Source organism: Streptomyces botrytidirepellens (assembly GCF_003721215.1).
GTDB lineage: Bacteria > Actinomycetota > Actinomycetes > Streptomycetales > Streptomycetaceae > Streptomyces > Streptomyces himastatinicus.
Window position 1 is genome coordinate 1 of record NZ_RIBZ01000609.1, and the last position, 4,205, is coordinate 4,205.

Here is a 4,205-nt window from a genome sequence, read left to right on the forward strand (position 1 = left end):
CCGGGGGCCGGGTCCGGCAGGTGGGAAGCGGCGCCACCGCGGCGTCCGGCCGCGGTGCGGGGCGGACCCGGCGCGCCTCCCGCACGGCGTCGGCGAGCGCGACGCGATACCGCAGGACCTCCTGGGGACCCTCCGCCGTCTGCACCTGGTCGATCACCTTGCGCGCCGCGGCCGCGACGGGGCGCACCGGGACGAGCTCGGGGCGAAGCTCCCGCACATGATCCCGGTCGTGCGGGTCGCCGACGGCCACCGCCAGCTCATCGGGGCCCAGCACCGCGGCCAGCACCCCGGCACGCTCCCATGGGTCCCGGGTCCGGGAGAGCAGCTGGTCGATCCGCCGCGCCCGCCAGCCCTCGGCCCGCGCGTCCTCCCCGGCGGCCAGCGAAGCGCTCAGCCCCGGTGGCGTACGGCCGGTCAGCAGATCCGGCTCTCGGGTGGCGAACTCCTCCAGATCGGTCGCCAGATAGAGCCACACCACGCGCCGGTACCGGTTGACATAGAACCGGGCCGGGGCGAAGAAGCCGCCGCGCGCCAGGCGGGTGAGCCTGCCCGGGGTGATGCCGAGCAGCTGGGCCCCCTCCGCCGTGCCGACCACCCGCAGCCGGGCGCGCAGCGCCTCCGGGAATCCCTCGGCGCCGGTCAGCCGCGCCAGCTCCTCCCGCGCCACCCGCCGCCCCGCGGGGGTGGTGACGGTGCGCACCTCCCCCAGTTGCTCGGCCAGCTCGAACTCCCGCTGCATGAGGCCCAGCATCCGGGCCGCGGTGCGGAACGCGACGCCCGTCGGCTGCCCCGGCCCCGCCGGGGCCGACGGCTTGCGGCGCTCCGGCGCCTCCCGCGTCGGCCGTGTCTCCCCCGCCTCCCTAACCTGCTGCTCCACTCGTACCACTGCCATGACGAAGCCTCCCCCGCGATCCATCAATCACTGACAGTGACGACCATAGCGTCGCGGCACGACGGTCCGTCAGGCCTGTGGACAACCGCCTGTGGATAACCTCCCCGGGCTCCCCGGTTCCCTCCGACTCCCGGCTCTCCCCCGCTCCCGGGCCCGGCCCCCATCTTCCCGGCCGTCAGCTCGGGGCGCCGCTCTCCTGCCGGGCCTCGACTCCCAGGTGCTCCCCCACCCTGTTCACCAGCAGCGTCATCTCGTAGGCGACCTGCCCGACATCGGCGTCCGGGCCGCTGAGGACGCAGAGACAGCTGCCGTCACCAGCGGCCATCACGAAGAGGACGCCCTCCTCGAACTCGACCATGGTCTGCCGCACCCGGCCCGTCCGGAAGTGGTTGCCGGACCCCTTTGCGAGGCTGTGCAGCCCGGACGCGACCGCCGCCAGGTGCTCGGCGTCCTGACGTTCCAGCGTCGCGCTCGCCCCCGTCACCAGCCCGTCGTTCGACAGCACCAGCACATGCCGCACCTGCGCGATCCGGTTGGTCAGGTCGTCCAGTAACCAGTCGAGCCCCTTGCTGAGTGCCATTGGCGTTCCTCCCCGATTCCCCTTCAGCTGCGTGCCAGCCTTTCTCACCGCCGCCGTCTGGGCAACCCGCCCTACCCGTCCCTCCGGCCGTTCTGCGCTCATTGACGCAAGATGGAAACATGGCACAGAAAATGTCGAGGGATCAGTGGCAGAAGTTCCTCTCCGAGGGCACCCGCACCGGCAAACTGGCGACCGTACGGGCCGACGGAAGCCCGCATCTCGCGCCCATCTGGTTCCTGCTGGACGGGGACGACCTGGTCTTCAACACCGGGCAGGACACGGTCAAGGGGCGCAACCTGGCCCGGGATCCGCGGGTCAGCCTCTGCGTGGACGACGACCGGCCCCCGTTCTCCTTCGTCACGGTGCAGGGCCGTGCCGAACTCAGCGATGAGCTGGGGGAGGTGCGGGAGTGGGCCACCCGAATTGCCGCCCGCTACGTGGGCGATGACCTCGCCGAACAGTTCGGGGCCCGCAACGGCGTCCCCGGCGAGCTGCTGGTACGGGTCCGCATCGAGAAGGTCATCGGCCTCGCCGATATCGCCGACTAGTCGAACAGTGAAGTAATTCGGCCGAAATCAATCGTTCACGGTCGCATCACGACCTTTACCGCACCGTCCTGCTTCTGCTGGAAGATCTCGTAGGCATGAGGTGCCTCCGCCAGCGGCAGGCGGTGGGTGGCGAAGCCGTCGACGCCCAGCGGATCCTCGTCCGTCAGCAGCGGCAGGATGTCGTCGGCCCAGCGACGGACGTTCGCCTGCCCCATCCGCAGCTGGATCTGCTTGTCGAACATGGTCATCAGCGGCAACGGGTCGGTCATTCCGCCGTAGATGCCGCTCAGGGAGACCGTGCCACCGCGCCGCACCAGCGCGATGGCCAGCCGGAGTGCCGCCAGCCGGTCGACACCGGCCCTGGCCGTGAGCTTCGCGCCCCAGTCCCGCGGCAGGATCCCGGCGGCCCGCTGTGCGGTCCGGCCGACCGGACTGCCGTGGGCCTCCGTACCCACCGCGTCGATGACCGAGTCCGGGCCGCGGCCCCCGCCCGCCGAGAGCACGGCGTCGACCAGGTCGTCCTGGCCGTCGAAGTCGTTCAGGTCGAACGTCTCGACGCCGTCGGCGCGGGACCGCCGCAGCCGCTCGGGCACCAGGTCCACGCCGATCACCCGCCCGGCTCCCCGGTGCCTGGCGACCCGGCAGGCCATGGCGCCGATGGGGCCGAGACCCAGCACGCACACCGTTCCCTCCCGCGGGACGGCCGCGTACTCGACCGCCTGCCAGGCCGTGGGCAGGACGTCGGAGAGGTAGACGAAGCGGTCGTCCGGCGGCCCCTCGGGCACCTTGATCGGACCGTAGTGGGCCTGCGGCACCCGCAGATACTCCGCCTGGCCGCCCGGCACCGCGCCGTACAGCTTGCTGTAGCCGAAGATCTCCGCGCCCATGCCGTACTCGATCACCTGCGTGGTCTCGCACTGGGTCGGCAGGCCGGAGCCGCACATCCAGCAGGACCCGCAGGCGATCTGGAACGGGACGACCACCCGGTCGCCGGGCCGGAGCCCGGTCACCTCCGGACCGGTCTCCTCGACGATCCCCATCGGCTCGTGGCCGAGGATGTCGCCGGGGGTCATGAAGGGCGTGAGCACCTCGTACAGATGGAGATCGGACCCGCACAGTCCGGTGGTGGTGATCCGTACGATCGCGTCCGTCGGTTCCTTGAGAATGGGGTCGGGCACCGTCTCCACGCGCACATCGCGTCTGCCCTGCCAGGTCACCGCTCGCATCGCCGTGTCCTTTCGCGCTGGTCATCGGCAGTCAAGATGCCCCGGGTACCCGGTGAGGAACGGGCGAAGCGGCGAACGGAATCTCGCATTCCGTGGTCAGCCGAGGGCGCGGCGCAGCTGCTCGCCGACCCGCTCCACGAGCCGGGCCGTCTCGGCGGCGGCAACAGCCGGGTCGGTGCCCGCGGCGCTCAGCACGACCAGGCAGGTCCCGGCGCCCGCCGCCGCGACGAAGAGGGTGCCGCTCTCCAGCTCGATCACCGTCCGGCGCACCGGGGCGGGGCGCGCACGGCGCCCCGCGCTCCTGGCCAGGCCGTGGAATCCGGAGGCGATCTCGGCCAGGTGTTCCGCGTCCCGGCGGGAGAGGCCGCGGGACGCGACCAGGACGGTCCCGTCCTGCGAGAGCAGCACGGCATGGCGGACACCCCCGGCGCGGGCCCCTCCGTCGTCCAGGATCCCGTCGAGCAGGCCCGGGTCGAGCAGGCTCCGGTCGAGACCGGCGGACGAGCGGGCGGCGGTTGCGCGGCGCTTGAGCATGACGGTCTCCCTCGGTCGGCACGCGCCGTGAGCGGGCGACGCGCTCGGGGTCCCCCCATGGGCCAGCGACGCTAGCCCGCAAGGGGGCGCATTGAGGGGCGCATTACGAACCTGTTGGAATTTGACAGAGTCAGATTCTCGAATGACCGCTCGATGCCCGAATCTGTTCTCAGGACGGAACTGTTCCCCGGACGAAGGAGCTCCGCATGCCCCAGGACCGCGCCCAGGGAAGCCACCGAGACAGCGCGACCGACGTGAGGGACTTCTTCACGCCCCGGGCGGCCGACTGGGACAGCCGCTTCCCCGACGACGGCCCGGCTTATGCCGCCGCCGTCGCCGACCTGGGCCTGCGCCCCGGGGACGCGGTGCTCGACGCGGGCTGCGGCACCGGCCGCGCCCTGCCCGCGCTGCGCGCCGCGGTCGGC

At 72.3% G+C, this 4,205-nt stretch carries 5 protein-coding genes and 1 pseudogene; 2 read left to right on the top strand and 4 right to left on the bottom strand.

The window, feature by feature from the left end; all coding sequences use genetic code 11:
- The coding region (locus EEJ42_RS51320) for a DUF6397 family protein (protein ID WP_184503405.1) at positions 1 to 877 on the bottom strand (877 nt) is incomplete at its 3' end.
- 190 nt (positions 878 to 1,067) lie between these two features.
- Positions 1,068 to 1,472 carry a roadblock/LC7 domain-containing protein gene (locus EEJ42_RS33635; RefSeq protein WP_123105835.1) on the bottom strand — a complete coding sequence of 135 codons (405 nt, stop codon included), beginning with the start codon at positions 1,470 to 1,472 and terminating at the stop codon, positions 1,068 to 1,070.
- Positions 1,473 to 1,591: 119 nt separating this feature from the next.
- On the opposite strand from EEJ42_RS33635, the gene EEJ42_RS33640 reads away from it, so the two are divergent.
- Positions 1,592 to 2,020: a PPOX class F420-dependent oxidoreductase gene (locus EEJ42_RS33640; protein WP_009720759.1), complete on the top strand. Its 429-nt coding sequence runs from the start codon at positions 1,592 to 1,594 to the stop codon at positions 2,018 to 2,020.
- Between the two features lie 35 nt (positions 2,021 to 2,055).
- Here the strand turns inward: EEJ42_RS33640 and EEJ42_RS33645 are convergent, their stop codons facing one another.
- Together EEJ42_RS33645 and EEJ42_RS33650 are read right to left on the bottom strand one after the other, a co-directional pair.
- Entirely contained in the window at positions 2,056 to 3,246 is a 1,191-nt protein-coding gene (locus EEJ42_RS33645) for an alcohol dehydrogenase catalytic domain-containing protein (RefSeq protein ID WP_123105837.1), read from the bottom strand.
- Positions 3,247 to 3,342: 96 nt separating this feature from the next.
- The gene (locus EEJ42_RS33650; RefSeq protein WP_123105839.1) at positions 3,343 to 3,780 is read right to left on the bottom strand and encodes a roadblock/LC7 domain-containing protein; all 438 of its coding nucleotides are present in this window, start codon (positions 3,778 to 3,780) and stop codon (positions 3,343 to 3,345) included.
- A 206-nt stretch (positions 3,781 to 3,986) separates the two neighbouring features.
- On the opposite strand from EEJ42_RS33650, the pseudogene EEJ42_RS33655 reads away from it, so the two are divergent.
- Positions 3,987 to 4,205: pseudogene (locus EEJ42_RS33655) on the top strand (class I SAM-dependent methyltransferase); the annotation flags it as partial.

Bases quoted from the DNA above. Each gene is read 5' to 3' on its own strand.
- EEJ42_RS33650 (WP_123105839.1), bottom strand. From the start codon at position 3,780: ATGCTCAAGCGCCGCGCAACCGCCGCCCGCTCGTCCGCCGGTCTCGAC.
- EEJ42_RS33645 (WP_123105837.1), bottom strand. From the start codon at position 3,246: ATGCGAGCGGTGACCTGGCAGGGCAGACGCGATGTGCGCGTGGAGACG.
- EEJ42_RS33640 (WP_009720759.1), top strand. From the start codon at position 1,592: ATGGCACAGAAAATGTCGAGGGATCAGTGGCAGAAGTTCCTCTCCGAG.
- EEJ42_RS33635 (WP_123105835.1), bottom strand. From the start codon at position 1,472: ATGGCACTCAGCAAGGGGCTCGACTGGTTACTGGACGACCTGACCAAC.